Annotated in this window: 10 protein-coding genes; 1 reads left to right on the forward strand and 9 read right to left on the reverse strand. The window is 66.0% G+C overall.

Annotated features, from left to right (window positions below; genetic code table 11):
- Positions 1–20 precede the first annotated feature (20 nt).
- On the forward strand, positions 21–1,082 hold the full coding sequence (locus BLR75_RS16545; RefSeq protein ID WP_084311072.1) for an AI-2E family transporter: 1,062 nt from the start codon (positions 21–23) through the stop codon (positions 1,080–1,082).
- Between the two features lie 312 nt (positions 1,083–1,394).
- Here BLR75_RS16545 and nuoN read toward each other — a convergent pair whose 3' ends face one another.
- From nuoN to nuoF, 9 genes are all read right to left on the reverse strand, one after another.
- Entirely contained in the window at positions 1,395–2,861 is a 1,467-nt protein-coding gene (gene nuoN / locus BLR75_RS16550) for an NADH-quinone oxidoreductase subunit NuoN (protein WP_084311074.1), read from the reverse strand.
- A 7-nt stretch (positions 2,862–2,868) separates the two neighbouring features.
- Entirely contained in the window at positions 2,869–4,398 is a 1,530-nt protein-coding gene (gene nuoM / locus BLR75_RS16555) for an NADH-quinone oxidoreductase subunit M (protein WP_084311076.1), read from the reverse strand.
- A gap of 27 nt (positions 4,399–4,425) precedes the next feature.
- Positions 4,426–6,273: an NADH-quinone oxidoreductase subunit L gene (gene nuoL / locus BLR75_RS16560; RefSeq protein WP_084311078.1), complete on the reverse strand. Its 1,848-nt coding sequence runs from the start codon at positions 6,271–6,273 to the stop codon at positions 4,426–4,428.
- Entirely contained in the window at positions 6,270–6,578 is a 309-nt protein-coding gene (gene nuoK, locus BLR75_RS16565; RefSeq protein WP_084311080.1) for an NADH-quinone oxidoreductase subunit NuoK, read from the reverse strand. Before nuoK ends, nuoL begins: the two co-directional genes overlap by 4 nt.
- Before the next feature lie 4 nt (positions 6,579–6,582).
- Complete coding sequence (gene nuoJ / locus BLR75_RS16570; protein WP_084311082.1) at positions 6,583–7,083, reverse strand: NADH-quinone oxidoreductase subunit J; 501 nt, start codon at positions 7,081–7,083, stop codon at positions 6,583–6,585.
- Between the two features lie 13 nt (positions 7,084–7,096).
- Positions 7,097–7,645, reverse strand: a complete 549-nt coding sequence (gene nuoI, locus BLR75_RS16575; RefSeq protein WP_084311083.1) for an NADH-quinone oxidoreductase subunit NuoI — start codon at positions 7,643–7,645, stop codon at positions 7,097–7,099.
- An 11-nt stretch (positions 7,646–7,656) separates the two neighbouring features.
- Complete coding sequence (nuoH, locus tag BLR75_RS16580; protein ID WP_084311268.1) at positions 7,657–8,649, reverse strand: NADH-quinone oxidoreductase subunit NuoH; 993 nt, start codon at positions 8,647–8,649, stop codon at positions 7,657–7,659.
- 11 nt (positions 8,650–8,660) lie between these two features.
- A complete protein-coding gene (nuoG, locus tag BLR75_RS16585; RefSeq protein WP_084311085.1) occupies positions 8,661–11,375 on the reverse strand; it encodes an NADH-quinone oxidoreductase subunit NuoG in 2,715 nt (904 codons plus the stop codon).
- Positions 11,376–11,499: 124 nt separating this feature from the next.
- Complete coding sequence (gene nuoF / locus BLR75_RS16590; RefSeq protein ID WP_084311269.1) at positions 11,500–12,846, reverse strand: NADH-quinone oxidoreductase subunit NuoF; 1,347 nt, start codon at positions 12,844–12,846, stop codon at positions 11,500–11,502.
- Positions 12,847–12,853: the final 7 nt, after the last annotated feature.

The following is a 12,853-nucleotide window of genomic DNA, read 5'->3' on the forward strand; positions in this document are numbered from 1 at the left end:
CGGCCGTCGATGGATCACCTATGCGCATTTCCAAGCTGGAAGACCGGACTTTCCTGGGACTGCTGGTGGTAGTCAGCCTCGCCTTCGGCTGGCTGTTGCTGCCGTTCTACGGCGCCGCGTTCTGGGGCGCCATCCTGGCGATTCTCTTCGCTCCCCTGCAGCGCTGGCTGCTGCGGCGCATCGGGCCGCGGAAGAACCTGGCCGCGCTGATCACGCTGCTGCTCTGCCTGCTGATGGTGATCCTGCCGGTGATCTTCATCGCCGGTTCGCTGGTGCAGGAGGGCGCGGCCCTTTATCAGCGGCTGAAGAGCGGCGACATCGACCTTTCGCTGTTCTTCGAGCGTGCGGTCGCGGCGATGCCGGCATGGCTGCATCCGTGGCTCGACCGCCTGGGACTGAACGACCTGTCGGGCCTGCAGGACCGGCTGTCGAGCGGGGCCATGCAGGTGAGCCAGTTCCTCGCCACCAAGGCCTTCAGCATCGGCCAGAACACCTTCGAGTTCGTCATCGGCTTCGGCGTGATGCTCTACCTGCTGTTCTTCCTGCTCCGCGACGGCGCGCTGCTGGCGCTGCGGATCAAGCAGGCGGTGCCGCTCAGCGCCGAGCACAAGCGGCACCTGTTCAGCAAGTTCACCACGGTGATCCGCGCCACGGTGAAGGGCAACGTCGCGGTCGCCGTCACCCAGGGGGCGCTGGGCGGGCTGATCTTCTGGTTCCTCGGCGTCGAGGGGCCGCTGCTGTGGGGTGTGCTGATGGCCTTCCTGTCGCTGCTGCCGGCGGTGGGCGCGGGGCTGGTGTGGATCCCCGCGGCGATCTACTTCTTCGTCACCGGGGCGATCTGGCAGGGCGTGGTGCTGGTGCTGTTCTGCGTGCTGGTGATCGGCCTGGTGGACAACATCCTGCGCCCGATCCTGGTCGGCAAGGACACCAAGATGCCCGACTACGTGGTGCTGATCTCCACCATCGGCGGCATGGCGCTGTTCGGCCTCAACGGTTTCGTCATCGGGCCGCTGATCGCCGCGCTGTTCATCGCCTCGTGGGACCTGTTCTCCCGCCGCGAGGAAGAGAGGACGGTGGGGTAGGGTGGCCACTTCTACGGCGCCATGGCCGCTCTTCGTAGGAGCCAGCTTGCTGGCGATCCATGGTTTCGACCGGCAACCCGTCACCAGGGGAAACAGCGGATCGCGAGCAAGGACTAGGCGTCCCCCTCGCTCCTACAAAAGGCTGCAATTCCGTAGGGTGGCTCACGCTCCATACATTCACTATGGCCGCGCATGCGGCCACCGTAATGCTGGGTGAAAAAACTCATCCTCCTACGTAGCGCTTTGGATGCGCCTGCCTTTTCCAGGCAACAAAAAACCCGCCGAGGCGGGTTTTTTGTTGCTGCCGGGCGATCAGCCGGCGGCGGCGACAGCCAGGCTGGAGTGCTGCAGCAGGTCCAGCAGCGGCTGCGGGTAGACGCCGAGGAAGAACGCCGCCAGGGCGATCAGCACCAGCATGATGCCGCCGGCGCGCTGACCCCAGTTGAACGGAGCGTCGTGGCTCTTCAGGTTCGGCTCGACCAGGAACAGCGTGACCATGACGCGCAGGTAGTAGAACAGGCCGATGGCGCTGCCCACCACCAGGGTGCCGATCAGCCACCACAGGTGCGATTCGACGCCGGTGGCGATCACGTAGAACTTGCCGATGAAGCCGGCAGTCAGCGGGATGCCCGCCAGCGACAGCATCATCACGGTGAGCACGCCGGTCAGCACCGGACGGCGCCAGAACAGGCCGCGGTACTCGAACAGCGCGTCGGCATCGCGGCCGCTGTACGGGGTCGACATCAGGGTCACCACGCCGAAGGCGCCGAGGGTGGTCAGCACGTAGGTGGTCAGGTAGACGCCGACGGCTTCCACGGCCAGGCCCTTGCTGGCGATCAGGGCGATCAGCAGGTAGCCGAAGTGGGCGATGGAGGAGTAGCCGAGCAGGCGCTTGAGGTTGCTCTGGGTCAGCGCCAGCAGGTTGCCGATCAGGATCGAGGCGATGGCGATGACGCTCAGCACCACCTGCAGCAGGCCGTTGTTCAGCGCGACCGGAGCGATCTGGAACAGGCGCAGCAGCACGACGAACACGGCGACCTTGCTGGCGGTGGCGAGGAACGCCGCCACCGGCGCCGGGGCGCCTTCGTAGACGTCCGGGGTCCACAGGTGGAAGGGCGCCAGCGACAGCTTGAAGCCCAGGCCGACGATCATCATGCCGACGCCGATGGTCAGCAGCGGGCTGTGGCTGCTGCCTTCGATCAGCTGGCTGCCGAGGCCGGAGAAGCTCAGGGTGCCGGATTCGGCGTAGAGCAGCGCCATGCCGAACAGCAGGAACGCCGAGCCGCCGGCGGACAGCACGGTGTACTTGATGCCGGCTTCCAGCGTGTGCCTGTTGAAGAAGGCGTAGGCGACCATGCCGTACACCGGCACCGACAGCAGTTCCAGGCCGATGAACAGGCCGGCCAGGTTCTGCGCGCTCACCAGCACCAGGCCGCCGGCGGTGGACAGCAGCAGGAGCAGGTAGAGCTCCTCGCGGTTGCCCGGGTAGCTCTCCATGTAGGCATGGGCGAGCGTGGCGCAGGCGAGGGCGGCGATGATGACCAGCGCCATGTAGAAGCAGGCGAAGTTGTCGATCAGCAGCATCGGGGTCACTTCGATGGGAGTGACCTTGAGTACCGGCAGGATCGAGATCAGCGCCGCGTTGAGGCCGATCACCGACAGCGAGGCGGTGAACGAGTGGTTACGCTTCCAGGCCACGGCCAGCATCACCACCACCAGGGTGGCGCTGGTGATGAGCAGCGGCAGGAGCGCGATGAAGTGATTGATCGTGAAGGTCATTTCGCGACTACCGTGCTGCAAGGGTGGAAAGGGCGGCGTTCATCCATTGCTGGACGCCATGCATGGTGGCTGCCGAGGTGTCGAGCACCGGCTGCGGGTAGACACCGAGCAGGATCAGCAGCACCGCCAGACCGAGCACCATGAACAGTTCGCGACCGTTCAGGCCGGCCACCGCCTTGTCGGAGGAGGACGGACCGAAGTAGGCGCGGTGGACCATGGCCAGCGAGTAGACCGAGGCGAACACCAGGCCGAAGGTGGCGATGATGACGATGGTCGGGACCACCTTGAACGCGCCCAGCAGGATCAGGAACTCGCCGACGAAGTTGCCGGTGCCCGGCAGGCCCAGCGACGCGACGGCGAAGAACAGGCTGACCGCCGGCAGGTACGGCATGCGCGACCACAGGCCGCCCATCTTGCGCATGTCACGGGTGTGCAGGCGCTCGTACAGCTGGCCGCACAGGATGAAGAGCGCGGCGGCGGAGAGGCCGTGGGCGATCATCTGGATCACCACGCCCTGCATGGCCTGCGGGCTGCCGGAGTAGATGCCGATGATGACGAAGCCCATGTGCGACACGCTGGAGTAGGCCACCAGGCGCTTGATGTCGGTCTGCGCGAAGGACAGCACGGCGCCGTAGAAGATGCCGATGATGCCGAGCCACATGGCGATGGGAGCGAACTCCGCCGACGCGTTGGGGAACAGCGGCAGGGAGAAGCGGATCAGGCCGTAGGCGGCGGTCTTCAGCAGGATGCCGGCGAGGTCCACGGAACCCGCGGTCGGCGCCTGGGCGTGGGCGTCAGGCAGCCAGGAGTGCACCGGCACCACCGGGGTCTTCACCGCGAAGGCGGCGAAGAAGCCGAGCATCAGCAGCCATTCCACACCCGGAGCGAGTTCGGTCTTCAGCAACTGGGCGTAGTCGAAGGTCAGCACGCCGGTGCTGTTGTAGTGCACGAACACCAGGCCGAGGATCGCCACCAGCATGATCAGGCCGGAAGCCTGGGTGAAGATGAAGAACTTGGTGGCGGCGTAGATGCGGGTGCGCTTGCCGTCTTCCGAGCTGTGACCCCAGAGCGCGATGAGGAAGTACATCGGCACCAGCATCATTTCCCAGAAGAAGAAGAACAGGAACATGTCGATGGCCAGGAACACACCGATCACGCCACCCAGAATCCACAGCAGGTTCAGGTGGAAGAAACCGATGCGGCGCTGGATCTCGTTCCAGGAACAGAGGACCGACAGCACGCCGAGCAGGCCGGTGAGGGCGACCATCAGCAGCGACAGGCCGTCCATCGCCAGGTGGATGCTGATGCCGAAGCGCTCGATCCACGGCAGCTGGAACTCCGTGGTCCACTGCGGTTCGGCGCCCGGAACCGGGGCCAGCTGGAAGTTCCCGGTCTGCCACAGCCAGAGGCTGAGGACCAGGGTCAGGGTCATCGACAGCAGCGCGATCCAGCGCGGCAGGACCTTGCTGGAAGATTCGGCGATCCAGCAGAGGAAGCCGCCGATAAAGGGGATCAGGATTAGCCAGGGCAGAATCATGACGGGCTCATTCTCTCCGTGAATTCGTTAGGTCAGCAGCAGCGCGCCGAGCAGCAGCGCGGCACCGCCCACCAGGGAAGCGGCGTACCAGCGCAGGCGGCCGTTCTCGGTGAGGCTGAGGATGTTGTGGCCGCCACGCGCGGTGAACGGGACCAGGTTGAGCGAACGGTCGACCGGGTCGCGGCGCAGCAGGTGGCAGATGGCCAGGAAGGGTTTCACGAACAGCTTGTCGTACACCCAGTCGAAGCCCCAGGCATGGAACCACCAGGTACCGAAGAAGCGGCCCGGTGCGCTCTGCGCGACGCTGCTGACGAAACGGCGTTTGCCGAGGAACAGCAGGCCCGCCAGCAGGATGCCGGCGATGGCGATGGCGCCCGAGGCGATTTCCAGGCTGTGCTTGGCTTCGCCGCCGGCATGGCCGACGCTTTCCGGCAGAACGCCAGCCAGCGGAGGGGTGATCAGCGCGCCGATGAAGGTCGACAGCACGATCAGGGTCACCAGCGGCAGCCAGTGGGAAATCCCGTGGCCGGCATGGGCTTCGGTCTTCTGCTCGCCGTGGAAGGCGATGAAGATCAGGCGGAAGGTGTAGATCGAGGTCAGGAACGCACCCACCAGGCCGGCGATCAGCAGGTTCTGGTGACCGCTGGCGAAGGCTTCCCAGAGGATCTCGTCCTTCGAGTAGAAGCCGGCGGTGAGCAGCGGCAGGGCGGCCAGCGCGGCGCCACCGACGATGAAGCTGGCGTAGGCCAGCGGCAGCTTCTTCCACAGACCGCCCATCTTGAAGATGTTCTGCTCGTGGTGGCAGGCGACGATCACCGCACCGGAGGCGAGGAACAGCAGGGCCTTGAAGAAGGCGTGGGTCATCAGGTGGAAGATCGCGCCACCCCATGCTCCGACGCCCAGGGCGAGGAACATGTAGCCGATCTGGCTCATGGTGGAGTAGGCGAGGATGCGCTTGATGTCGGTCTGCACCAGGGCGGCGAAACCGGCCAGCACCAGGGTCACCGCACCGACCACGCCGACCAGCTCGAGGATGCTCGGCGCCAGTTCGAACAGGCCGTGGCAGCGGGCGATCAGGTACACGCCCGCGGTCACCATGGTCGCCGCGTGGATCAGCGCGGAGACCGGCGTCGGGCCGGCCATCGCGTCGGCCAGCCAGGTCTGCAGCGGCAGCTGGGCGGACTTGCCGACCGCGCCGCCGAGCAGCATCAGGGTCGCCATGTTGATCCAGAAGTCGCCCTTGGCGAAGTGCTGCGGCGCCAGGACCAGCAGTTCCTGGATGTTCAGCGTGCCGAGGTGGGCGAACAGGATGAACAGGCCGATGGCCATGAACACGTCGCCGACGCGGGTGACGATGAAGGCCTTCAGCGCGGCGTTGCCGTTCGGTACGTGCTTGAAGTAGAAGCCGATCAGCAGGTAGCTGCACAGGCCCACGCCTTCCCAACCGAAGTAGAGGAACAGCAGGTTATCGCCGAGTACCAGGAACAGCATGCTGGCGATGAACAGGTTGGTGTAGGCGAAGAAGCGCGAATAGCCCTCTTCACCGCGCATGTACCAGGAGGCGAACAGGTGGATCAGGAAGCCGACGCCGGTGACCACGCCGAGCATGGTGACCGCCAGGCCATCCAGGTACAGGGAGAAGTTCGAAGCGAAGCCCTCCACTGCCATCCATTGCCAGAGCACCAGGGTGTAGGCGCCGCCGGCCGGCGGTGCGCTGTGGAAGTCCCAGATGGCCCAGGCCGCGAACAGCGCGGACAGGCTGACGGAACCGACACCGACCAGTGCCGAGAGATTTTCCGACCACTTGCCGCGGGAGAAGGACAGCAGCAGGAAGCCGATCAGGGGGAACAGGAATGTCAGGGGCAGGAGGTTCATCCGCGCATCTCGCTTGCTGCGTCGACATCGAGGGTGTGGAAGCGGCGATACAGTTGCAGCAGGATCGCCAGGCCGATGCTCGCCTCGGCCGCAGCCAGGCTGAGCACCAGGATGAACATGACCTGGCCGTCGGGCTGCGCCCAGCGGCTACCGGCGACCACGAAGGCCAGCGCGGCGGCGTTCATCATGATTTCCAGACTCATCAGCACGAACAGGATGTTGCGCCGAACCATCAGGCCGACCAGCCCGAGGCAGAACAGCACGCCGGCCAATGCCAACCCGTGCTCCAGGGGGATTGCATTCATCGTGTCATTCCTTCGCTTCGTGGCGGCCGAGGTGGTAGGCGGCGACCAGTGCCGCCAGCAGCAGCATCGAGGCCAGTTCGACGGCCATCAGGTAGGGGCCGAACAGGCTCACGCCGACGGCCTTGGCGTCGACGGTGGTATGGCCGATGCCGGCGCCGCTCGGGGTGCGCGACAGCACCAGCAGCAGCTCGACCAGCAGCACGGCGGACAGCACGCCGGGGCCGATCCAGACGCCGGGCTTGAGCCACTTGCGCTCCTGCTCGGCGATGGCCGGGCCGAGGTTGAGCATCATCACCACGAAGACGAACAGCACCATGATGGCGCCGGCGTAGACGATGATCTCCAGGGCGCCGGCGAACGGAGCGCCGAGGCTGAAGAAGGTCATCGAAACGGCCAGCAGGGACACGATCAGGTAGAGCAGGGCATGCACCGGGTTACTGTTGGTGATGACCCGCAGGGTGGACAGCACGGCGACGCCGGCTGCGAAATAGAAGGCGAATTCCATTCCGGGCGACTCCTTAGGGCAGCAGGCTCTTGACGTTGATCGGCTCGGCTTCGTTCTGCGCGGCGCCTTTCGGCTTGCCGGCGATGGCCATGCCGGCGACGCGGTAGAAGTTGTAGTCCGGGTTCTTGCCGGGGCCGGAGATCAGCAGGTCTTCCTTCTCGTACACCAGGTCCTGGCGCTTGAACTCGCCCATTTCGAAATCCGGCGTCAGCTGGATCGCGGTGGTGGGGCAGGCTTCCTCGCACAGGCCGCAGAAGATGCAGCGGGAGAAGTTGATGCGGAAGAACTCCGGATACCAGCGGCCGTCGTCGGTCTCGGCCTTCTGCAGGGAGATGCAGCCGACCGGGCAGGCCACGGCGCAGAGGTTGCAGGCTACGCAACGCTCCTCGCCGTCGGGGTCGCGAGTCAGGACGATGCGGCCACGGTAGCGCGGCGGCAGGTACACCGGTTCTTCCGGGTACTGCAGGGTGTCGCGCTTGCGGAACGCGTGGCCGAAGATCATCACCAGGCTGCGCAGCTGGGTGTAGGTGCCGTGCACCACTTCGAAGATGTACTTGATCATGGACTTTCTCCTTACTGGGCCGCGGCCAGCACGAATGCGCCGGTCACCAGCAGGTTGATCAGGGTCAGCGGCAGGCAGAACTTCCAGCTGAAGGCCATCACCTGGTCATAGCGCGGACGCGGGATAGACGCGCGCAGCAGGATGAACAGCATGATGAAGAAGCCGGTCTTCAGGGCGAACCAGATGAACGGGATCTGCGGCAGGATGCCGAACGGACCGTGCCAGCCGCCGAAGAACAGGGTCACCAGCAGCGCCGAGACCAGCACGATGCCGATGTACTCGCCGACGAAGAACATGCCCCATTTCATCCCGGCATACTCGATGTGGTAGCCATCGGCCAGTTCCTGCTCCGCTTCCGGCTGGTCGAACGGGTGACGGTGGGTCACGGCGACGCCAGCGACGAAGAAGGTCATGAAACCGAAGAACTGCGGAATGATGAACCACAGGTGCTCGGCCTGGTAATCGACGATGTCGCGCAGGCTGAACGAACCGACCTGGGCGACGATGCCCATCAGCGACAGGGCCAGGAACACCTCGTAGGAGACGGTCTGGGCCGAGGCGCGCAGGCTGCCGAGCAGGGCGAACTTGTTGTTGCTCGACCAGCCGGCGAAGAGCACCGCGTACACGGTCAGGCCAGCCATGGCGAAGAAGAACAGGATGCCGATGTTCAGGTCCGCGACGCCCCAGGTCGGGGTGACCGGGATGATGACGAAGGCGATCAGCAGCGCACCCATGGCGATCATCGGCGCGAGGGTGAAGATCATCTTGTCGGCGAACGGCGGGGTCCAGTCTTCCTTGAAGAACATCTTCAGCATGTCGGCGCCGAGCTGGAAGGCACCGAAGGGGCCGACCCGGTTGGGACCGTAGCGGTCCTGCCAGAGGCCGAGCAGACGACGCTCGACCCAGCTCAGCAGCGCGCCGCAGACGACCACGGCGAGCAGGATGACGATGGCCTTGATGATCTCGATGATGATGTCGACGATGGCGGGTGTCAGCCAGCTCATGCTCATCAAGCTCATTGCGCAGCCTCCTGCAGACCTTCAGCGACACAGCCGATCACGCCGGCGGGGATTCCTTGCAGACCGATCGGCAGCGCGACCAGGCCGGCGCCGAGCTCGTCGCTGACGCGCAGCGGCAGGCGCAGTTCCTGGCCCTTGACGGTCAGGCGCAGCATGGCGCCGTCGTTGACGCCGAGACGGTCGGCTTCTTCCCTGGCCAGGGCGACGTAGGTCTGCGGGATGCGCTCCTGCACCGGCGCGGCGCGGGAAGAGTTCTCCTCGCTGCCGAACAGGTGATAGAAGGGCACCACCCTGAACTGGCTGGCCGGGGTATGGAACGGCGCGGGAATCTCGCTGAACCACAGGGTCTCGCCCTTGGCCTCGATCAGGCGCACGCCCGGATCGCCGGCGCGCAGGTGGCCGCCGACTTCGTCCTGGAACTTGTTCCACGCCTGCGGCGAGTTCCAGCCCGGCGACCAGGCGAACGGAATCTGCTGACGCGGTTCGGCGCTGCCGGCGTAGCCTTCCATGGAGAAGGCGAACGGCGAGTCCTGGTCCTGCGGTGTGCGCGGCTCGCTGACGCTGATGTTGGCGCGCATCGCGGTGCGGCCGCTGTAGCGGTGCGGCTCGCGCGCCAGCTTCAGGCCCTTGATGCGGAAGCTGGCGTTCGGCGCGGCGTCGCGGATGCCGGCCAGTTGCGGCCTGGCGGCGACGACGGCGTCGATCACGTGGTCCAACTGGGTCCAGTCGACGCGCTTGCCGTGCAGAGTGCTGTGCAGCGCGTGCAGCCAGCGCCAGCCTTCGCGGACGATGATGTCGGCGTTGTAGTAGCTCGGCTCGTAGACCTGGAAGAAGCGCTGGGCGCGGCCTTCCTGGCTGACCAGGGTGCCGTCGCCTTCGGCGAAGCTGGCGACCGGCAGCAGGAGGTGGGCCTTGGCGCTGGTCGCGGTCTTCTGGTGGTCGGCGACGATGACGATCTTCGCGGCGGCCAGTGCGGCATCCACCTGCGCGGCATCGGCGCGGCGGTAGAGGTCGTTCTCCAGGACCACGACGGCGTCGGCCTGGCCGGAGGTCAGGCGCTCCAGCGCGGCTTCCACGGATTCGCCACCGAACAGGGCCAGGCCCATGCTGTTGGCTTCCGGTACGACCAGGCTGAGGGAGCCGTTCTTCTCGCGGTTCTTCAGCGCGCTGGCGATGTTCGCCGCGGCTTCGATCAGCGCGTTGCTGCCGAGCGAAGTGCCGGAGACGACCAGCGGACGCTTGGCGGCGACCAGGGCATCGGCGATGCGCTGGGCGAGGGCGGCGGCTTCCGGATCGAGGCCGGCGACGGCCGGGGCGCTCGGGTCGATGGCGTGGGCCACGGCGAAGCCGAGGCGTGCCAGGTCTTCCGGCGCGGCATGCACGCACTCGGCGGCGACGTCGTCGAGACGGGTGGCGTCGAGGCTGGCGATGAACAGCGGGTTCATCTCGTGCTGGGCGATGGTCTTCACCGCGGCGTCGAGCCAGGGCTGGATCTTCATCGCGGCGGCCATGTCCTCGCCCTTGCCCTTGACCGACTGGCGCAGGGCCAGGGCGATACGGGCGGCGGTCTGGGTCAGGTCTTCACCGAGGACGAACACGGCGTCGTGATCTTCGATGTCACGAATGGTCGGTGCCGGCAGCGGGCCGTCCTGCATGACCTTCAGCACCAGACGCAGACGCTGCAGTTCGTCGGCGGCGATGCCGCTGAAGAAGTTCTCGCTGCCGACCAGTTCGCTGAGGGCGTAGTTGCTTTCCAGGCTGGCGCGCGGCGAACCGATACCGATCACCTTGCGGCCCTTGAGCAGGGCGGCGGCCTGGTCGAGGGCGCCGTCGAGGGTCAGCTTCTGCTTGCTCAGCACCAGCATCGGCTGGCGCGGGCGGTCCTCGCGGTTGACGTAGCCGTAGCCGAAGCGGCCGCGGTCGCAGAGGAAGTAGTGGTTGACCGAGCCGTTGTAGCGGTTCTCGATGCGGCGGATCTCGCCGTAGCGCTCGCCGGGGCTGATGTTGCAGCCGCTGGAGCAACCATGGCAGATGCTCGGGGCGAACTGCATGTCCCACTTGCGGTTGTAGCGTTCGGAGTGGGTCTTGTCGGTGAACACGCCGGTCGGGCAGACCTCGGTGAGGTTGCCGGAGAATTCGCTCTCCAGCACACCGTCCTCGACGCGGCCGAAGTAGACGTTGTCGTGCGCGCCGTAGACGCCCAGGTCGGTGCCGCCGGCGTAGTCCTTGTAGTAGCGGACGCAGCGGTAGCAGGCGATGCAGCGGTTCATCTCGTGGGCGATGAACGGGCCGAGCTCCTGGTTCTGGTGGGTGCGCTTGCTGAAGCGGTAGCGGCGCTGGTTATGACCGGTCATCACGGTCATGTCCTGCAGGTGGCAGTGACCGCCTTCCTCGCAGACCGGGCAGTCGTGCGGGTGGTTGGTCATCAGCCATTCGACGACGCTCTGGCGGAACTGCTTCGCCTCTTCGTCCTCGATGGAGATCCAGGTGTTGTCGGTGGCGGGAGTCATGCAGGACATGACGAGGCGACCACGCTTGTCGTTCTCGTCGGTGTACTGCTTGACCGCGCATTGCCGGCAGGCGCCGACGCTACCGAGCGCCGGGTGCCAGCAGAAGTAGGGGATGTCGAGACCGAGGGACAGACAAGCCTGCAACAGGTTGTCCGCTCCATCGACTTCCAACGTCTTGCCGTCTACGTGGATAGTGGCCATGGGTCAGTTTCTTCGTTGGTCCGCCCGAAAGCGGACTGGCTAATGGAATCACGGGTATCGCCGGGCGCAATGCAGCCTCGCGGCGATTCTCGGGGAGCGCCTCGGCACTCCCCGCTTCAACTCATCAGGCGCCGACGGGTTGCATCTTCGGCGCGGCCGGAATCTGGCGGGAAACGCCCGCCTCGAATTCGGCACGGAAATATTTGAGCGCACTGCCCAGCGGCTCGACGGCACCCGGTGCGTGGGCGCAGAAGGTCTTGCCCGGGCCGAGGAAGTTGACCAGTTGCTCGAGGGTCTCGAGATCGCCCTGGGCGCCTTCGCCACGCTCCAGCGCGCGGAGGATCTTCACGCTCCACGGCAGGCCGTCGCGGCACGGGGTGCACCAGCCGCACGACTCGCGGGCGAAGAACTCTTCCATGTTGCGCAGCAGGGAGACCATGTTGACGCTGTCGTCCACCGCCATGGCCAGGCCGGTGCCCATGCGGGTGCCGACCTTGGCGATGCCCGCGGCGAACAGCGGAGCGTCGAGGTGCTCCGGCAGCAGGAAGCCGGTGCCGGCGCCGCCGGGCTGCCAGCACTTCAGCTTGTAGCCGTCGCGCATGCCGCCGGCGTAGTCCTCGAAGACCTCGCGGGCCGGGATACCGAACGGCAGTTCCCAGATGCCGGGGTTCTTCACCTTGCCGGAGAAGCCGATCAGCTTGGTGCCCATGTCTTCGCTGCCCGGACGGGCCAGGCCCTTGTACCAGTCGACGCCGTTGGCGACGATCGCCGGTACGTTGCACAGGGTCTCGACGTTGTTCACGCAGGTCGGCTTGCCCCACACGCCGACGGCGGCAGGGAAGGGCGGCTTGGAGCGCGGGTTGGCGCGGCGGCCTTCCAGCGAGTTGATCAGCGCGGTTTCCTCGCCGCAGATGTAGCGGCCGGCACCGGTGTGCACGAACAGTTCGAAATCGAAGCCGCTGCCGAGGATGTTCTTGCCGAGCAGGCCGGCGGCCTTGGCTTCATCGATGGCGCGGTTCAGGTTGCGCGCCGCGTCGACGTACTCGCCGCGCAGGAAGATGTAGCCGCGGTAGGCCTTGAGCGCCCGCGCGGAAATCAGCATGCCTTCCACCAGCAGGTGCGGCAGCTGTTCCATCAGCATGCGGTCCTTCCAGGTGTTCGGCTCCATCTCGTCCGCGTTGCACAGCAGGTAGCGGATGTTGAGGGATTCGTCCTTGGGCATCAGGCCCCACTTCACGCCGGTGGGGAAGCCCGCACCGCCGCGGCCCTTGAGGCCGGAGTCCTTGACCTGCTGGACGATGTCGTCGGTGGCCATTTCGGCCAGTGCCTTGCGGGCGGCGGCATAGCCGTTCTTCGCCTGGTATTCCTCGAGCCACACCGGCTGGCCGTCGTCGCGCAGGCGCCAGGTCAGCGGATGGGTCTCGGCAGCGCGCTGGGCGCGGTTCGGGGTACCGAAGGAGGTAAGGGTCATAGCGGTG

It is taken from the genome of Pseudomonas jinjuensis (genome assembly GCF_900103845.1).
GTDB lineage: Bacteria > Pseudomonadota > Gammaproteobacteria > Pseudomonadales > Pseudomonadaceae > Pseudomonas > Pseudomonas jinjuensis.